The sequence below is a fragment of the Flavobacterium sp. NLM genome, assembly GCF_002210235.1.
GTDB lineage: Bacteria > Bacteroidota > Bacteroidia > Flavobacteriales > Flavobacteriaceae > Flavobacterium > Flavobacterium panici.
The window spans coordinates 276,336-292,388 of record NZ_LIAC01000001.1 but is presented as its reverse complement, the minus strand read 5'-3'; the positions used below and the strand labels follow the sequence as shown (position 1 = coordinate 292,388).

The 16,053-nt window shown below is 34.7% G+C and carries 14 protein-coding genes and 1 pseudogene; 12 read left to right on the top strand and 3 right to left on the bottom strand.

What is annotated here, in order from left to right:
• Positions 1–178: 178 nt before the first annotated feature.
• Positions 179–826, bottom strand: coding sequence for a ferritin-like domain-containing protein (locus APR43_RS01230; RefSeq protein WP_053471222.1), 648 nt, complete (start codon positions 824–826; stop codon positions 179–181).
• Positions 827–1,243: 417 nt separating this feature from the next.
• Between APR43_RS01230 and APR43_RS01225 the strand changes: the two genes are divergently transcribed.
• The 7 genes and pseudogenes from APR43_RS01225 to APR43_RS24630 all read left to right on the top strand — a co-directional run bounded on the left by APR43_RS01225 (position 1,244) and on the right by APR43_RS24630 (position 7,263).
• On the top strand, positions 1,244–3,427 hold the full coding sequence (locus APR43_RS01225) for a hypothetical protein (protein ID WP_053471221.1): 2,184 nt from the start codon (positions 1,244–1,246) through the stop codon (positions 3,425–3,427).
• A 55-nt stretch (positions 3,428–3,482) separates the two neighbouring features.
• The gene (locus tag APR43_RS01220) at positions 3,483–4,241 is read left to right on the top strand and encodes an SDR family oxidoreductase (RefSeq protein ID WP_053471220.1); all 759 of its coding nucleotides are present in this window, start codon (positions 3,483–3,485) and stop codon (positions 4,239–4,241) included.
• Between the two features lie 233 nt (positions 4,242–4,474).
• A complete protein-coding gene (locus tag APR43_RS01215; RefSeq protein WP_053471219.1) occupies positions 4,475–4,747 on the top strand; it encodes a hypothetical protein in 273 nt (90 codons plus the stop codon).
• A gap of 82 nt (positions 4,748–4,829) precedes the next feature.
• The gene (locus APR43_RS01210) at positions 4,830–5,042 is read left to right on the top strand and encodes a hypothetical protein (protein ID WP_053471218.1); all 213 of its coding nucleotides are present in this window, start codon (positions 4,830–4,832) and stop codon (positions 5,040–5,042) included.
• Between the two features lie 28 nt (positions 5,043–5,070).
• Positions 5,071–5,742 (top strand): SRPBCC family protein, encoded by a 672-nt coding sequence (locus APR43_RS01205; RefSeq protein WP_053471217.1) that lies wholly within the window; start codon positions 5,071–5,073, stop codon positions 5,740–5,742.
• Between the two features lie 178 nt (positions 5,743–5,920).
• Positions 5,921–6,346, top strand: a complete 426-nt coding sequence (locus APR43_RS01200; RefSeq protein ID WP_053471216.1) for a response regulator — start codon at positions 5,921–5,923, stop codon at positions 6,344–6,346.
• A 15-nt stretch (positions 6,347–6,361) separates the two neighbouring features.
• Positions 6,362–7,263: pseudogene (locus APR43_RS24630) on the top strand (CorA family divalent cation transporter).
• Here the strand turns inward: APR43_RS24630 and APR43_RS01185 are convergent.
• Complete coding sequence (locus APR43_RS01185; protein ID WP_053471213.1) at positions 7,264–7,641, bottom strand: response regulator; 378 nt, start codon at positions 7,639–7,641, stop codon at positions 7,264–7,266.
• Between the two features lie 267 nt (positions 7,642–7,908).
• Here APR43_RS01185 and APR43_RS01180 point away from each other — a divergent pair, with 267 nt between their 5' ends.
• The 4 genes from APR43_RS01180 (at position 7,909) to APR43_RS01165 (ending at position 11,737) form a co-directional block, all read left to right on the top strand.
• Positions 7,909–8,862 (top strand): hypothetical protein, encoded by a 954-nt coding sequence (locus APR43_RS01180; protein WP_053471212.1) that lies wholly within the window; start codon positions 7,909–7,911, stop codon positions 8,860–8,862.
• Positions 8,863–9,109: 247 nt separating this feature from the next.
• Positions 9,110–10,093, top strand: coding sequence for an SDR family NAD(P)-dependent oxidoreductase (locus APR43_RS01175; protein WP_053471211.1), 984 nt, complete (start codon positions 9,110–9,112; stop codon positions 10,091–10,093).
• Between the two features lie 166 nt (positions 10,094–10,259).
• Positions 10,260–10,817 carry a TetR/AcrR family transcriptional regulator gene (locus tag APR43_RS01170; RefSeq protein ID WP_053471210.1) on the top strand — a complete coding sequence of 186 codons (558 nt, stop codon included), beginning with the start codon at positions 10,260–10,262 and terminating at the stop codon, positions 10,815–10,817.
• A gap of 44 nt (positions 10,818–10,861) precedes the next feature.
• Positions 10,862–11,737, top strand: a complete 876-nt coding sequence (locus APR43_RS01165; RefSeq protein WP_053471209.1) for an alpha/beta fold hydrolase — start codon at positions 10,862–10,864, stop codon at positions 11,735–11,737.
• Between the two features lie 176 nt (positions 11,738–11,913).
• On the opposite strand, the gene APR43_RS01160 is transcribed toward APR43_RS01165, so the two are convergent.
• Positions 11,914–12,741, bottom strand: coding sequence for a M57 family metalloprotease (locus APR43_RS01160; RefSeq protein ID WP_053471208.1), 828 nt, complete (start codon positions 12,739–12,741; stop codon positions 11,914–11,916).
• A gap of 516 nt (positions 12,742–13,257) precedes the next feature.
• On the opposite strand from APR43_RS01160, the gene APR43_RS01155 reads away from it, so the two are divergent.
• Positions 13,258–15,942, top strand: coding sequence for a S8 family serine peptidase (locus tag APR43_RS01155; RefSeq protein WP_240514907.1), 2,685 nt, complete (start codon positions 13,258–13,260; stop codon positions 15,940–15,942).
• Positions 15,943–16,053 lie beyond the last annotated feature (111 nt).

Sequence of the window (16,053 nt, the reverse complement as noted above, 5' to 3'; positions counted from 1 at the left end):
TATACAATAATTCCTAATTCTTACAAATACAACATGAATCTACAGCTAAACAATAAAGAATACTGCTGCCAATAATTATAAGGATAAGACTGGATTTTTATCGGTACAAAAAAACCTGTACTATTAAAAATAGTACAGGCTCTTTATTTCAAATCAAATCTGGGATTTGCGATTGAAATTATTTTTGATCTTCCTCTTTCGCATCAAAATTGATCGTATTATAAGCCGCTTCAGTTAATAAAACATCCGCTTCTTTTTCTTCAGCAAGTGTTTTTTCAAGCAAAAGTACCGCATCATCTTCTCCCAAAGTCGTTGCAAAAGCCGCCAGTGTACCATAAGTAGCAATTTCATAGTGCTCAATTTTTTGAGATGCGGCAATAATTCCGGCATCTCTTACCGGTCCTGATTCTGTTTCCTCGATAATGCTTTCGCCCTCTTTTATAAGTCCTTCCATAGCATCACACTTTTTAGCTGCTGCTTTTTCACCTACAGATTTAAAAACTTCTTCAAGTCTGGCTACTTGTTTCTCTGTTACAGCTAAATGATCGTTTATTGCAGTAATTAGATTTTGAGATGTGGCATTTTTTGCCATTTTTGGAAGTGCTTTAACCAATGCTTTCTCAGCCCAGTAGATATCTTTTAATGAGTCTACAAACAATTCTCTTAGTCCTTCAGCAGCAGAAGGTTTTGCTTTTACTGTTCCTTTGGCTGTGGTTTTAGATGTTGTTTTAGCAGTTGCTTTAGCTGTTGTTGTTTTATTGGCAGCAGTACCTGTGTTGCCTGATTTGCTTTTTGAAGCGGTCGTTTTTTTTATCGCAGTTTTCATAATGTTTTTTTTAAGGTTAAATGCCAAAATTACAACAGCCTATATCTTAAGACTTTATAGGTTTTAAGCAATTTCTTATAGTATTCAAACCTTGCATCGCTTAGATTAAAAAAGTCTTTTTTCTAAAAAACTAATATAAATATGCTTTAGGCAAAATCTTATAAAATGTTATATAAATTATGTAAAGAAAAAATTAGTTAACCTTCTGAAATTTGTTGTAAATCAATTTAATATGAAGCCATTTTTACACAGATACGGATTATTCATTTATTTTATGCTTATCTCCTTCGGTACGATGATAGTGGGCATTTATCTTTAATAATAACTGTGAGCTTGCTAAAAGATTGAAATGCATGGCTCATGTTTTATTTCTTACTCGCTTACACGCTATTATATAACTAACTAAAAAATATCATTATGCATACAGTTACACCCTGGAGCGCGACTGCTCAGGCAGATATTGAGAATAGTGAGATCCTTTTAGAAAGAAAAATTAGTTCTTTTACTTACCAGCTTTATAACACAGGTGATTCGCTCTGGATTGCTGTTATAATGCCAAATAGTGGAAAAATAGCTTTTCGTACTGCCTTTGCTATGAACAGCTGTTTTGAGGTATCAAATTTGTTTGATGATCAAGATAGCATTGTTATTATTTTAAATTCAAGACTTGGGAGCTATGAAGTCCGTATTAATTTTCCGGATACTGTAACACCTGTTTTACACTACACCACGTCATTTACGGCCGTTGTTCCATTGATGATGCCGTTTTGGCCTCGTGATATAATTCCGCTGACACAAAATGGAAGTGTCGAAAATACTGCAGGAACAATTCATATGGAACAATTTGGTTCCCGCTCCGGACTATTATTTGCCAGCATAACAAAGCCTAAAACAGGATCGTTTTTTTATTTCCAAAATCTTACTTCATTGTCGGAATATTGTGAGGCTACCCAAACTGAATCTAAAAATACAGTCGGGGGAAAATGGCCCGAACTTGGTTTTCAGCTTCCTGCCACTGATAAACTGCCTCTGCCTGCAGGTAAAGCTTTTATCCTGTCAGACGCCTATGTCATATTAGAAACGGAAGTTGTAAATAAACCAACGGCCATTTGTGAACACTTTTTAAATAATCTTGTAAAAATATATAAGGTATTAGAACAACCCGCAATTGAATATAACAACTGGCCGGATATTGCAAAAAAGGTAATTGCCGACTTAACTAATAATAAGGGTTCATGGACTCAAAAAAGCGGAATTCCTTACCTCAATGCTTACTTATGCGATTATGAAACTCCCGCTGAAAGTATGGTTCAGCTTGCTGTACTAACTCCTTTTAAAGAATATGAAAAATGGAGCGGCGAGAAACAGCCGGTTTGCGAAGATTTGATTAAAGGACTTCCTGCTTTTTACGATCCCAAAATAAAATGTATAAACCGCTGGCTTCCTGCCCTTGCTGATCAGCTGGATGGTTCTGAAGAACAGAAAAAAGAAATGGTGATGGATTCCTGGTACCTTCATCACCCGCTGATGAATCTGGCGAGACTGGCGCTCCAAGGCAATAAAACAGCAGAGAAACTTCTATTGGATTCCGTTGATTATGTAATCAGGACCGCGCATCATTTTAATTATAAATGGCCTGTATTTTATAATATGGAAACACTGGAAATTATAAAAAAAGAAACTGCCCCCGGCGCCGGAGGGGAAAATGACGTCCCGGGCTCCTATGCTCATTTAATGCTTTTAGTTTATAAGCTCACAAAGGAAAAACGCTATTTAAACGAAGCTGAAAGAGCGGCAAAAAAACTGGAAGATCTCGGCGTTTCTATTTTATACCAGGCCAATAATACTGCCTTTGCTGCCGGTGCCCTACTAGAATTGTATAAAATTACCAAGAAAAAAATGTATCTCGATCTGAGTTATATCTGTCTTGCCGGACTCTTTAAAAATGTACAGCTGTATGACTGCAGGTATGGATTTGGAAAAAATTACACCAATTTCTTTTCGATATTTCCTCTCAATGATGCGCCTTATACTGCTGCATATGAAGAGCTGGAAGTATACGCCGCTTTATCAGAATATTTAATTAAAGCGGAAGATGTAGAGCTGCTGCCTGCTGTAAAAACGCTGATTCCTGAATTTGTTAAATATGCCGTCAATAGGATTGCCTATTATTACCCGCCTTTACTTCCGAAAGAAATGCTTTCTGATGAAGTAAAAACTGGTGAGTTGCAGCGTGACTTATGGATTCCATTAGAAGACCTGTACAACGGCTGGGAAAAAAGCGGCCAGGTCGGGCAGGAAGTCTATGGTGCCGGAATGGCATTTGGCGTTGTACCGAGACAATACATCAAAATCGATGAAGACTTTTTAATTTTTATTGACTATCCCATTACCCGCCAAAGTAAGAGAGGAAAATCAATCACTATAAACCTTGACGGCGATAAGGAAATGTACTGCAATTTGAAAATTCTAAAATTGGGCCAGAGCAGCATTAAAATGACTGTTTTTCAGGATAAGGAACTACAAAAGGCTTTTCATAAAAAGGCAGAAATACATGAATATAAAATTTCAGGTCGGGGCACAATTAAAATTCAATGGTAATATTGAATTAAAGCTTCAGGATAACTAATAATAATCACTTTATAAAAGATATATAATGGAAAAATTGACAAATTACTTTGGACAGAATATTAAAGGTAAAAGAATAGTAATAACAGGAGGAACAACCGGAATAGGAAAAGCAATCGCCGATGTTTTGGTATCGCTGGGAGGCAGGGTGCTGATTTTTGGCAGAGATGAGAAGGATTTTAAAGATGCCGTTGCTGATATTCAAAAACAATTTCCCGGCAGTGAGGTTTACGGTACTCCTGCCGACGTTACTAAAAAAGAAGACATACAGAAAATCTTAAAAATAGCAGACACAGAACTTGGCGGTATTGACATTCTGATCAATAATGCGGCACTTGCAGCTCCGGGAATAACCAAGGAAAGTTATGATGAGTACAAATACATCATAGACACCAATATTACAGGATATCTGGCATTTGCACAGGAAGCGGCCTTAAGGATGAAACAGCAAAAATCAGGACATATTATTAATATCGGGTCGATGAGCGCAGAAAGCAAAGAAGCAAAAAGCACCATTTATGTAGCAACAAAATCTGCCATTAGAGGTTTTAGCACTTCGCTTCGTAAGGAATTAAACCCATTGGGCATTAAAGTTTCTTTAATTGAGCCGGGAGCCGTTACAAGTGATATGCAGCCGGACACTAAGGCCGAACAAGAAGAAAAAATCGAAAAATTAGAGATGCTTGAGGCGTATGATATTGCAATGAGTACATTATTTTGTCTTTCCCAGCCCAAAAGGTGTGATATTGTAACCATGCAGATCAGACCGCATCTTCAGCTCATTTAAGCACTTTTCTTAATGGGCAGGCCCAGCACTCAATGGTGGAAAAATTTTTATTTCCATAATCTCCAAATAATAGCTGGCTCCAAAGTATGAGCTGCAATCAACAGAGTTTCAAATAGAATAAAAAAAACTGATTTACTGATAATTATGCAAACAAAAACATCTTATTCTGTAAGCTGAATGATTGTATTGCTTGTAATTTTAAATAAAACACAGAACGTCAAATAAATATAGTTATGGAAAATTTACTCACTCAGGAAAATTTGAATGATATCAAAGAATTAATAGAAAATAAAATTGCAGATATTCCCGGAGAATTCCTTCTTCTTGGGGGACTCGGCACCTTACTGTTATCATCTTATCTATTAAAAAAAGGAAATAAACAGGCTGCCGCTGCGATAGGCTCTTTAGCTGTACCCATAGTGGGAATAGGTCTTACTAAATACAAAGATCTTTTAAAATCAGATTTGGAAAGTTTTAAGCAATATGTACAGCCTGCTGAATCATAATTCTGACTATTTTATTGCAGATTAAATTCAGGTCTTAATTCAGAAGGCTTTAGGATTATTAAAAATATTAAATTTAAAAGTCATGGAAAATTTACATAATTACAGCAGTGAAGAGCTTCAAAAATGTCCGTACCATCAGCAGTTAAATACATCTGCTGACAAGACTCCAGGTAAGCATATCAACACAGGAGACTGGGGCGAAGAACGCGATGAGGACGGAACAGATCCAAACCGCTATGAAAAAGGCTTCAACAACAATTCCGGAAAAACAGGAAGCGCGGCTGCTAACAAATAAAAATCTATAAATTTTAAAAATATACATTATGCACACTTCAACTATATCCAATAGAAAGGTCAACTCAAAAAGTAACGTAAACGTTTCTACATTAGAACGTATCCTTATGACAGCGGCAGGATCCTATCTGCTGTACAAAGGCTTGACCCAGGAAAAGAAAAGTATTTCGCAGATTACATCTGGAGGCGCCATGCTCGCGCGAGGCATAAGCGGCTACTGCCCTGTTTACAGCGCTGTTGACCATTTAAAAAATGACAAAGGCTCTAATGTTAACATCAGAACTAATGTGACTATCAATAAACCTATCAGTGAGGTATATGCCTTTTGGCGCAACCTGGAGAACCTTCCAAAATTTATGAACCATCTGGAATCAGTGAAGACTATCAGCAGTACACAGTCAGAATGGACTGCTAAAGGACCAGCCGGTATTGGGTCATTGAACTGGAAAGCCGAAATCATCAAGGATCAGAAAGAAAAGCTGTTAAGCTGGCAGTCCAGCGATGGTGCATCGGTTAAAAACTTTGGAAAAGTGCTGTTTAAAGCTAACGGTGATACTACTGAAATAGATGTAACAATATCTTATCGTGCTCCTCTGGGAATTGCCGGTCAGGGTGCCGCAAAACTAGTGAACCCACTTTTTGAGAAAATCATACACGATGATATCATAGGGTTTAAAACCTATATTGAATCAAAACAATAAAGAGAAAATGTTCTTTGTTTGTTTTAAAAAACCTTTTGGAAACTGGTTTCCAAAAGGTTTCTTTTCTTTCAGGATTCCAAAAAAACGTATGAATCAAGCAGATAGAATTTCTTACAATTAATTTATTTTAAAAAGAAAAATAGATAAAAGAGTAACAATTAAAATGTAACTTTACTACATGAGAAGAAATGGTGAAATTATTATAATTGAAGATGATGAAGATGACAGGCTTTTTTTGAAAGATATTTTTGAAAGTCTGGATTATCCCAACAAAATAAAGTTTATAGAAGACCCAATGGAAGCGATACCTTATTTATCCAAGCCATCAGTTCTCCCCTTCCTTATTATCTCCGACATTAATATGCCGAAAATCAACGGCTTTGAACTCCGTGAGCAGATCACTTCCATTGCGGAGATCAGCCATAAGTGCGTGCCTTATATTTTCCTTTCGACTTCCCGAAATCCTGAAAATGTAAATAAAGCTTACAGCTGTAACGCACAGGGATATTTTAAAAAAGAAGAAGATTTTTCGGTCTATAAAATCATGATGAAAAATATTGTCGAATACTGGCTTACCAGCTTGACACCGGCCGCTATGCTTTAATAAATATACAAGAAAATGGCACTAAGCACCTGCCGGATAAAAGGCACCGACATAACCTGGATCGACATATACGATCCAAGTGAAGAAGAAATCGAATCGGTCAGCAGTAAATACAGTTTGAATTCTTACGCCCTGCTCGATTCACTTGATCCTGATCACCTTCCTAAATACGAAGAGCACAATGATACCCATTTTTTAATCATTAGGCTCCTGCACGACGAGAGTCAGAAACTGCAAACCATACAAAGCCTGAGCAGTAAAATCGCCGTATTTTTTACTGATAGTTTTATCATTACCATACACCGCTCTGCCCAGCCGCTGATTGAAAATATCATGAAGAATGTGGTGAGTGCCGGAAAGATAAATCTGCTTCGGGAATTGCCATACATATCGTGGGTGATGCCCTGCGTTCATTTGAAGAACCTGCCATGAAACTTTCAGCCGATATTGATTCTTATGAATCCACCCTATTTTTAAAGAAAAATATACCCGATGATATGATCGAGGATATTTATTACTTGAAAAATCGTGCAGGCCTTTACAAAAAACTGCTCCTGCTGAGCAACGAAGTGGTAAACTCCATCAAAGCCGAGGGAGAAGAACGTCCTGCCCAGCGTGACGTACGCGACCTTCATACCAAACTGGTCCTGCTTTATGACCAGGTACAGGAAGATGCCAACAACCTGCTCAATATTTACCTTTCACTCTCTGCCCGTAAGACTAATGACGTTATGAAAATCCTCACGGTTTTCTCAGTCTTTTTTATGCCACTTACTTTTATCGTGGGAATTTATGGAATGAATTTTAAATTTATGCCTGAATTAGAATCGCCTTTAGGATATCCCCTTACAATCCTGTCGATGATTGTAATATCTGTTTTGATTTTTTTCTGGTTTAAAAGAAAAAAATGGCTGTGATTATAAAATTGAATCCAGTATGGCAATAAGTTCTGAATAACTGTTAGGTTTACTAAAGAACTTGATGATTTCATTTTGGTCAAGTTTTAGTTTCATAAACTCCTCAGAAGGAGTTGAGATTAAAATTACAGGAATAACAGAAAGCCTTTCACTACTTTTTAGCTTTTGCAACAGTTCCCCTCCATTGATACGGGGCATATTGTAATCCAAAAAGATAAGATCTGGCAGCTGCTCTGCAGACTGCAGTTCATCAAATGCCCTTTCTGGATTTCCAGCCCATTGCAGCTTTACTTCTCTATTAAGTGCTTTAACAGCTTCCTCGAATATCTCGGCATCTTCGGGGTCATCATCAATGAGTAAAATATTTTTATATGACATTCAAATACATTTTTAATCTGCTGCAAAATACAGTTATTTATAGTTACGTATTTTAATCTGCTGCGGTTTAGCAATCTACAAAAAAATAATAATAAAAAACATATGGCATTTCTATTACGCAGAAACTATAAGTGGAAATTTTACAACAATACAGAAAAATTATATAAATCCAGTTCTTTTCCAAAAATTATTTTTGCGTTTATGTAATACTTTTTTAGTTATACACACTGCTTTGTCAGTATCTAAGATTTATATTTAATCAAAAACATGAGAACAATACTAATCTTTTTCTGTTTTTTAAATGCATGCCTTTGTCATCCGCAGCAACAGCAGCATTATTCTCCCAAAGTTCAGCTTGCCATTGAGACATACGCTTTTTTGAAAGCACAAAGTGCCGCCCTGAAAAAAGTCGCCATGCAGTTTCCTTGCTTTACTAAAGAAGTCAGATCCTTAGAAAAAAATGCTCAGGCGGTATTTGGCAGGGCTGAGAAAAACATCGAACATTTTCTGCAGGAGGAACTTAATGATTCGCAATTCACCAATTTAGAAAAACATATCGACTCACTTGTAAAAGAACAGCTAAAAAATCCCATACAAAAGAAAAAATATGCAGACAAATTTCTTGAGAATATCAAAGACAAAATAGAGTTTAGCCAAGACGCCGCTGTTCACAAAGGAATTATCTCTTTCGCCTATCATGATGCCCCACATCAGGAAGTTACTGATGGACATTCTGTAAAATTTACTATAGAAGGCCATCCCAAAGCAGAAGAAACTGTACTCACACTTCCAATACCTAAAAGCTGGACAGCCCAGGAAGCTGAAATGCCTGATACCGTGAAGGAATTTACCAGCTGTGATGGAAAAGGAAATGAAAAAATACTCATCTTGATTCATGAACTGCCTGAAGAATACCAAAACTTTGTCCTTACTGAAAAATCAGTTTTGGAGATGATACCGCCACAAAGCAGACTCATTCGCACAGAGCCGGTTATCATCGATAATAGGACAGGCATAATGGTTGAAATCGAGGAAATCTTAGATTTACCAACAAATAAAATGAAAGTACGTATGCTGCAGTATATGCTGGCTCATGAACAGAAATTATTCTGTCTGCAAGGCAGTATTGGTCCTGTCTCTGTGCACCAAAATCTGGATCTTGAAATGCGAAAATATGAACCGCTTTTTAGTCTGGTTGCCAAAGAAACGCAGATAGATTAAATGAAGGAAAAATCATCTGTAATTCTATGAGCTGCTATAATTTTAAACTTTCATGATCAAAAAGATATTACTTCTAAAAGTTAAACTTCGGAGGTTTTTTTATGGACATGCACAGCAATAGTTTAAGATGAAAATTGGATAATCCCCAGCACAAATTGTATAACAGATCCATTGTAGTAAAGTATTAATTTAGATATCTAATGAAAATTAGAAATCCAGCATTAGTATTAATTAAAATAATTACAATATGGACGATATACAAATACAAAAAAACAGCCTTAAAGGAAAAGTTGTCGTGATAACCGGTGCCAGCAGCGGTGTGGGCAGAGCCGCAGCTGAAGCTTTTGCAAATGAAGGATGCACTATTGTTGCGGCAGCCAGAGGCAGTAAAGGAATTGATGATGTGGTACAGTATTGCCGTTCATTAAATGTTCCGGCTTTTGGTATTTCTGCAGACATGTCTATTGCTCAGGATGTTGAGAAGATCGCCAGCACAGCTTTGTCTATAAACGGAAAAATCGATATTTGGGTGAACAACGCCGGTGTTATGGCTAGTGGAAAATTTGAGGAAATACCAATGGAAATCCATGAGCAGGTCCTTAAAACCAATTTGTTTGGATATATGCACGGAGCTTATAATGCTGTTAAAATTTTTAAAAAACAGAATGAAGGTATTTTAATTAATAATGTATCTATCGGCGGATTTATGCCTGCCCCATATAGTGCCGTATATTCGGCATCTAAATATGGAATAAGGGGCATGATGGAATGTCTTCAAGGTGAAATTTCTAATTATAAGCATATTCATATCTGCAATTTGTATCCGCAATTGCAAAATTCTACCGGAAATCTGCATTCAGCCAAGTATTCCGGTTTTAACATGACAATTCCTTTTATAGCTTCAGATCCGCGTGAAACTGCTGCCAAAATGGTACAGCTTGCCAAAGAACCGCAAAAAGACCTTTTTCCTGATTTGCGCGCTGCGGCAATCACAAACCTTTATCGATTATTTCCAAAGACCGTAATTAATACAGCCTCTGCCGCTGTTAGAACTAAAATGGCACTTAATACCAATAAGCAAGATGATTCTGGAAATGTTTTAAATATTTCTAAAGATCCGCTGAGAGTTTACGGAAATGAACCGTCAAAAAATGCTCCCAAAATAGGTTTAGCCATGCTTGCGGGAATTGGCATCACTGCTGGCTTATATCTAATGAGTAAAAAGTTATAAATTAAAAAAATTAAAGATAAACGATCAGGATTCAGCTAATTTCCTTCTTTACTCTTCTACTTCTATATATTCAAAAATAAGCAACGTTAGAAGCAGCTTAATTAAAAAATCATCATCATATAAAAAAATGTCTCACTATTGAGACATTTTTTTATACCTTTGTGACATGAAGGACACTAAGAGCAAAATAATAGAATCTGCAATATCAATTCTTAATAAAAATGAAACCGCTTCTATAGAACAGATAGCAGCAGAAGCAGGAATTACAAGACGTACTATTCATCGTTATTTTAGCGATAGACTGAGTTTAATTGAACATTGCAAGGAGAATATGCTGACTGTATGCAACGAAAAAATGACTAATGCATATAAGTCCAGTCAGGATCCTATTACTCAAATTGAATATATGCTGTATGCTGCAATTGAAGTAGGAAATCAATATTGCTTTTTGAAAAAATTATATCAGCATACTGATTATTCTGAAATTAAAAATAACAATGAATCTGAATACAATAACATTAAACTGCAATGGTTTAAGCTTATAGAAAATCTGCAGTCTGGTGGTTATATCAATACTGAACTAACTATTGGATGGATATACAATTTATTTGGAGGAATAATTGAAACAGCAGTTCTTTCTGTGCAATCAGGAAATACATCACTTAACGATGTCAAAAAATTTGCCTGGATTTCTTTCAAAGGAGGTATTGGTTTACATGAATGAGAGTAATAACCGATAGTTTTTCAAACATAGCAAATAAATAAAAAATGAATCTATACAGCGACGAATCTTTAATACAACAATTGCCCGGTTTTAAAAATAATTATACTACCGTAAACGGAGTCAATATACATTATGTAACCGGAGGACACGGGAGTCCATTAGTCCTTATTCCGGGATGGCCGGAAACCTGGTGGAGTTATCATAAAATTATGCCCATTTTAGCAGAAAAACACAGTCTAATCGTAATAGATTTGCGAGGAATGGGATCATCAGAAAAACCTTTAGAAGGCTATACAAAAAAAAATATGGCTAAGGATATACATGAATTGATTACTCATTTGGGACATCAAAAAATAAATATAACAGGTCATGATATTGGAGCTGCAGTTGCTTTTAGTTATGCCGCTAACTTTCCTGAAAGTACAGATAAACTTATCATTTTAGATACTCCACATCCAGATGAAAACATATACAAACTGCCCATGATGCCAATAGGAAATCCGGTGTTTCCGTGGTGGCTGGCATTTAACCAGGTCAAACAACTGCCCGAAGAATTACTGGAAGGACGTTATGATGTATTACAAAATTACATTTTTAACCATCTTTTGGTCGATCCGGAAGCAATTAATGACTTTGACAGAAAAGTCTATGCAGAGGCTTATAACAATAAAAATGCAATTAGAAGCTCTAATGGCTGGTACCAAGCCTTTACACAAGACATTGAGGATATAAAAAAATACAAAAAAGTATCCATCCCTGCTATGGGAATTGGAAGTCATGAAGGTGCAAAAATGCTTAGCTTTTTCTTTTCTGTTTATCTTGAAGATTTTAGCATAGAAGAAATAGAAAATTCCGGTCATTTTGTACATGAAGAAAAACCCGAGAGTACAGCGTTACTGATAAATAAATTTTTAAGTTAATTCTTTATAACCTGCTGTAAAACTTTAAAATCCCATTTCTAACGAAATGGGATTTTTTTTATGTTTTTTCGAGTTATTTAATCATCTTAAAAAAAAATACTTCAAATAAAAAAAGGCCGCTTCATAAAATTATGAAGCAGCCTATTATATTTTGTAAGAGAACTCTAATTCAACTTCTAGTATAAATAATTCAGAGCTGTAACATCATTAGCATTGAAAGCTCCTGTCTCGTTTGAACTAAAACATGCTCTCATGTAAGATGTTGCATCATATCCTGAAGGTGTTCCCGGAATTTGGATTGCTCCAACACCAGCTGTTCCTTCATTTGAATTTTGCCCGCAGCTTTGACGGCTGAACCAGTCTGTATGGCGTAAACCTATACAGTGTCCTATTTCATGTGCTGCTACGTGTGCATTTACATTTGTTGAATAAGAATCTAATCCGGAATATAATGTAACTGAATTATATGGATTTCCTCCAGATGGGAAACCTGCTACTCCACCGGCAGACCCAGTTTGTCTCCGGACAACAATATTTGCTCCAGAAGTACTTGAACTAAAGGTTAGTGTAAAGTTAATAGACAATCCTAAATTATTGTATCTGTTTATTGCAGCCTGCAATCCGTTGCGCATATTTGTGGTTAGGGCTGTCGTACCAGTTCCTGATAATCCAACAACTCTAATAGTTCTTGGAGCAGATACTAAATTAGTAGTACGGTATTGTTCTGTAGTAATACCACCATGAAGATCCATTTTATTTAATTGATCTTGTGTCACGATAATATCTCCTTCTATAAGGAAAGCATCCTCAACATTACCATCTAAATTAGTATTCTTAATCACCTGAACATCTGAGGTATTTAATGACAGTGATCTAAGTTTATTTAACACCTCTGGTGTTACTTTAAGAGATTCCTGATTTGATTGTACTGCTTCATCTTTGTTACAAGAAAACAGTGTTAGCGCTATGAATGACAGAGCTAAAATTGATTTAATTTTTTTCATAATAAGTTCTTTAGTTTGTTAAATAAGTTGATAAATAGGGGGCTCTTTTACAAAATATTGTAATATTTATTATCAAATTTATATAAATTTTAATCTTAAAATACTTATAAAATAATTATTTAACAAATTTAACACTTTTTGTTATAATAATTTAATAAATGTTTTTAACAAAAATTATCTCATATTAATCCAAGCCCAGTAAAATCAGTAATAAAACACAAATCAGCTTGTTAAGCATAAAAAATTATTTTAAAATTTTATTTTGTTTTGAATGTGTTAAAAAATGATTTTATAGTTTTTGAACATCATTTAAAATATAAAACCGGCTCTAAAAGAGAATATAATTCCTGCCGATTTTGAAGATTATGCAGGAAATAAAAAATCATATTTTTTTTACAAATATTTTAATAACTTTGATTTATCCACGACAAATAATTATTTCAAATAGAAATCATTATGTATAAATTTCATCTTTGCTTTATCTAAATGAAGACAAAAATTACTTTTTTTATTCTTATGATAACGACAATCAGTCTCTCACAAAGCTCTGATAAATGGAAACAATACATAAAAAAGGAAATCGAAAGAAAATTTGAAAAATATTACTTAACGTCTTTAGAAAACGCACATCACAACAACTACAAGATTGTGAAAAAACTAGACAATACTTTTTGCATTGTTGAAAATCAAAGTAGAGGGCTTCAAAAATCTTCACAAAAAATTTTCCCGGTTAACAATTTATGGAAACTACCTTCCAATTTTTCAAATCATAATGAAAACAAACCGTATATAATAGCAACAGATTCTCTCAAAGCGTTAATTACAGATTTGAAATCAATCAACATTTCTGGAATCGAAATACTCGATAATCATCTTGTAAGGATAAAAAGTGATTCCCAAAAAATCAGGAATGAAGTGATAGCTCTGAACAGTGTATCGTCTATTTCGCAAGAATCGCTGCTGCCAAAAGCTGAATCTAAAATAATAGATCAAAACTTTAGTATCAATTATATAAATAAAGCCCATGCTGATTTTCCTCTTTTAAAGGGTGAAAATCAAACTGCTGTAATAAAAGATGATTTTTTTAATGTAAATGATATTGATCTTTTAAATAAGCACATTATTTCCACCACACAATCTAATATTGTATCGAGCCATGCAACGGCTATGGCCACTATAGTCTGCGGATTAGGAAATAGTTCTGTATTAGGAAAAGGCGTTGCGCAAAAGGCTAAGATATTATCATCAGATTTTTTAAATATTTATCCTGATGAAATAGCCACTTTACAAGGAGCCGCCACTCAAAATCATTCCTACGGTACAGAAATTGAAAATTTTTATGGTTCGCTTGCTAATGCTTATGACGCTCAATTATTTTCAAATTCAGATTTGACCCATTGCTTTTCATCTGGAAATACCGGTCTTCAGGGTTATAAATCTATAACCGGTAATTTTAAGCAATCTAAAAATAGTATTGTATTGGGCTGTATTGACCAAAACGAAGTAATTATGTCTTTTTCTTCAAAAGGCCCGGCTTATGACGGCCGAATAAAACCAGAATTAGTCGCGTTTAGTACACAGGGAACTTCAAATTCTACAGCATTGGCTACAGGAATTATTACGCTGATGAAAGAACATTATAAAAACATCAATAATGTGTCGCTGAATAATGCCATGACAAAAGCAATTTTAATTAATAGTGCCAAAGATTTAGGTATTCCAGGACCTGATTTCACTTATGGTTATGGAAATATTAATACGGATAAATGCCTAAAAACCATCAGCGAAAATAGAATTATATCCGGCAGTTTGACATCTGGTCAGACGAATTCACACACTATTAATATTCCGGAAAATGCAAAAAACTTAAAAATCACATTAGTCTGGAATGATCTGCCTGCCGAAATCAACAGTAATATAAGTTTGGTTAACGATTTAGACCTGGAAGTTATCGCTGCTGACAATACTGCTTTTTTACCCTGGATTCTTAATCCTGATATTCCAGAACAGCAAGCTATTAGAGGAAAAGACAAACTTAATACTATAGAACAAGTTACTATTGAAAACCCCATATCAGGATCTTATACAATAAATATCAAGGGTTCATATGTTTCAAATACTTCTCAGCAATACAGCATTGCTTATGAATATGAGTTGAAAAATCAATTTGAATGGAATTACCCCATTGCAAATGATAATTTCCCTTATGATGGTAAAACTATTTCACCTTTTAAATGGGATGCTTCTTTTTCTGGTACTTCGGGAGAATTGTCTATTAGTTACGATAATGGACAGACTTGGGAAATTATCGCAAAAGGTATTAATCTGGATTCTGAACAATTTCTCCATACTCCTTCTGAACAAAAATTTTCGAAAGCAAAATTAAAAATGACCATTGGTACTACTGATTATATCTCGGACAGTTTTATTATTTCTTATGATTTAAATATCAGTACCAGTTTAGTTTGTGATGGCACAACAGAAATTTATTGGGAAAAACCTGCCAATGTTGCTTCTTTTAATATTTATCAGCTCACGGGAGATTATTTAGAATTTAAAGAACAAACAACAAACGCCAATTATACCTATACAGATGGAAAAATTTACACTGTTACTCCGGTATTTGACAATAGCGAAGGAATAAAAAGTGAGTCAACTTTACAGTATGCCCAAAACTCAAATTGTTATTTTGAGCTCGCTTTCGCAGAAATTTATCAGGAGGATAAAGTAAAGATTGATGCCAGTCTTTTTAGTTTGTACAATATTAAAAGAATTGAGCTGGTAAAAATAACTAACAATACCGAAGAGGTCATTAACACCATAAATAACATCGATTCAAAAACATTTTCTTTTATCGACAGCACGCCCATAAAAGGCAGTAATCGATATAAAATAAATATAATTTTAGAAAACGATACTATAATAAGTTCTTCAATTCTTGATGCCAATTATTTAGGCGATGATTTGTTTTTTATCCATCCTACTTTATTAGGCAAAAATGAAGAATTATTTGTCGAAGCCAAAAAAGACGAAAATGCTGTTTTTTATTTATACAACATGAGCGGACAAAATACATTTACTTCTCCCCTAATTTCTAAAATCAATAACATTAATCTTAAAAATACGGCTTCGGGAATTTATATCTATAAAATAATTACAAGTTCGGGCGCAATTCAAACAGGGAAAATTGCAGTTTTTTAAACTGTTTATAGAATTAGAAAACACATTAAAATCCATTTTTAAGTAAATAAACTTTTTCTATCTTTCTTATTATCAAGCATAAGAGAAAATAAATATTGAGGTTTTCTTAAT

What these genes read in the sequence shown, in the direction of transcription:
- APR43_RS01230 (WP_053471222.1), bottom strand. Translation starts at nt 826, where the DNA reads ATGAAAACTGCGATAAAAAAAACGACCGCTTCAAAAAGCAAATCAGGC.
- APR43_RS01225 (WP_053471221.1), top strand. Translation starts at nt 1,244, where the DNA reads ATGCATACAGTTACACCCTGGAGCGCGACTGCTCAGGCAGATATTGAG.
- APR43_RS01220 (WP_053471220.1), top strand. Translation starts at nt 3,483, where the DNA reads ATGGAAAAATTGACAAATTACTTTGGACAGAATATTAAAGGTAAAAGA.
- APR43_RS01215 (WP_053471219.1), top strand. Translation starts at nt 4,475, where the DNA reads ATGGAAAATTTACTCACTCAGGAAAATTTGAATGATATCAAAGAATTA.
- APR43_RS01210 (WP_053471218.1), top strand. Translation starts at nt 4,830, where the DNA reads ATGGAAAATTTACATAATTACAGCAGTGAAGAGCTTCAAAAATGTCCG.
- APR43_RS01205 (WP_053471217.1), top strand. Translation starts at nt 5,071, where the DNA reads ATGCACACTTCAACTATATCCAATAGAAAGGTCAACTCAAAAAGTAAC.
- APR43_RS01200 (WP_053471216.1), top strand. Translation starts at nt 5,921, where the DNA reads ATGAGAAGAAATGGTGAAATTATTATAATTGAAGATGATGAAGATGAC.
- APR43_RS01185 (WP_053471213.1), bottom strand. Translation starts at nt 7,641, where the DNA reads ATGTCATATAAAAATATTTTACTCATTGATGATGACCCCGAAGATGCC.
- APR43_RS01180 (WP_053471212.1), top strand. Translation starts at nt 7,909, where the DNA reads ATGAGAACAATACTAATCTTTTTCTGTTTTTTAAATGCATGCCTTTGT.
- APR43_RS01175 (WP_053471211.1), top strand. Translation starts at nt 9,110, where the DNA reads ATGGACGATATACAAATACAAAAAAACAGCCTTAAAGGAAAAGTTGTC.
- APR43_RS01170 (WP_053471210.1), top strand. Translation starts at nt 10,260, where the DNA reads ATGAAGGACACTAAGAGCAAAATAATAGAATCTGCAATATCAATTCTT.
- APR43_RS01165 (WP_053471209.1), top strand. Translation starts at nt 10,862, where the DNA reads ATGAATCTATACAGCGACGAATCTTTAATACAACAATTGCCCGGTTTT.
- APR43_RS01160 (WP_053471208.1), bottom strand. Translation starts at nt 12,741, where the DNA reads ATGAAAAAAATTAAATCAATTTTAGCTCTGTCATTCATAGCGCTAACA.
- APR43_RS01155 (WP_240514907.1), top strand. Translation starts at nt 13,258, where the DNA reads ATGATAACGACAATCAGTCTCTCACAAAGCTCTGATAAATGGAAACAA.